Source organism: Tistlia consotensis USBA 355, from assembly GCF_900177295.1.
Taxonomy (GTDB): Bacteria; Pseudomonadota; Alphaproteobacteria; order Kiloniellales; family DSM-21159; genus Tistlia; species Tistlia consotensis.
The window spans coordinates 1-1,595 of the sequence record NZ_FWZX01000079.1; the positions used below are offsets into that span (position 1 = coordinate 1).

At 72.7% G+C, this 1,595-nt stretch carries 1 protein-coding gene; it reads right to left on the reverse strand.

Annotated elements, in window-relative coordinates:
* Positions 1-1,595: hypothetical protein (locus B9O00_RS33345; RefSeq protein WP_200808734.1), on the reverse strand; the 1,595-nt coding region annotated here is incomplete at both ends.

Sequence of the window (1,595 nt, forward strand, 5' to 3'; positions counted from 1 at the left end):
CGTACTCGACGAAGCCCCCCGCCGTCGCGAGGGCCGGCTCGCGCCGGCGCTGCGCCACCGCGTCGGCGAGGGTGAGGTCGAAGTCGCGCCGCTCCTCGGCCTGCGGCGGCAGGGCCGGCGGTGCTTCGGGCAGGCTGTCGCTCGTGCCGGGCACGGCGCCGCCGGCCGGGTCGGCCAGCGAGACGGCCCAGCGGCCGGCATCGGCGGCGACCAGGGCGGCCGGTCCGACCTTGTCGGCGGCCACGGCGACCGGGGCGAAGAACAGCGCCCGGTCGTCGCTCTTCAGCAGCGGATAGAGCGCCCGGTCGTCGGGCGAGGGCCTGTTCTCTCGGTTGCCGAGGTTGCTGGCCTGGGCGTAGCGGATCTGGCGCAGCTCGTAGATGTGCGGCGGGTTGAAGTGGCGCGACAGGAAGACGGTGTCGAAGTAGGCGCCCATGTAGATCTGGCGGATGAAGTAGACCGCGAAGTCGGTGGGGAAGGCCGGGTCGCTGGTCGGCGCCACGGGGTCGGGCGCGACCCGGACGTGGCGCGGGAAGGGCAGGGTCGCCGGGTTCTGGTAGTCGATGACGACCGGGTTGATCTCGCGGCCGTCGTTCGCCTCGAGGCCCTTGAAGCTGCGCGGCTGGATGCGGTCGCCGGTGTAGGGCACGTCGGCGAGATAGACGGAGTAGCCCCAGAGGTCGGCGGCGACGGCGGCGAGCGGCAGGGCGACAGCGAGCGCGCGCAGCCGGCTGCCCCGGCGCAGGAATGCGAGGCGCGGCGCCAGCAGGCAGAGGGCCAGCGCCGCGAAGACCGCAGCCGACTCGAGGGCCGAGGCGAGCGGCAGCGCGACCAGGGCGTAGACCGCGCCGGTCAGCAGGACCGTCGTCGCGATCGCGTCGGCCAGCCGTCCCTCCTCGGCCGCGCCGGCCTCGGCCCGCCGCCACAGGGCCGTCAGGCCGAGCCCGATCGGCACGATCAGGAAATAGGCCATCAGCAGCATCGACATGTGCGTGTGCACGGCCAGGAAGGCGAAGGGATTGGTGAAGGCGCTGATCAGGTTCGCGGGCAGGCCGAACGACAGGACCTGGCGCGGGAACTGCAGCAGGATCGTCAGGACGAAGGCCGCGGCATAGAGCCAGCGCTCGCGGTGCCGGCCGTGGGTCAGGCCGATCAGCGCCAGGCCCAGGCTGGCAGCGCCGATCCACTGCCAGGAGAACCACCAGCGGTTCTCGGTGAAGTCGAGTGCGAAGCTGGGCAGCAGGGCGACGTCGGGTCCGCCGTCGCCCCTGGTCAGGAAGGCGATCGGCGCGAAGAGCTTGTCGAAGCGGCCGGAGGTGCCGGTCAGGCCGGAGGCCGCGACGTAGAAGGTGCTGCCCAGAAGGTGCAGGTAGTCAAGGTTCATCGCCAGGACCATGGCCAGCGCGCCGTAGCCGACGGCCAGGGGGATGGCCTGACGCCGGCTCAGCGCCAGCCACCGATGCGCCGGACGGGGCGTCGGGGAGGGGGAGAGGGCACGCGCGCGCCGCGCCTGGAAGGCCCACCAGCCGGCGGCGGCGGCGGATGCGAAGACGAAGAAGTGGATCGGCATGTAGAAGTAGCCGACCGCGATCAGC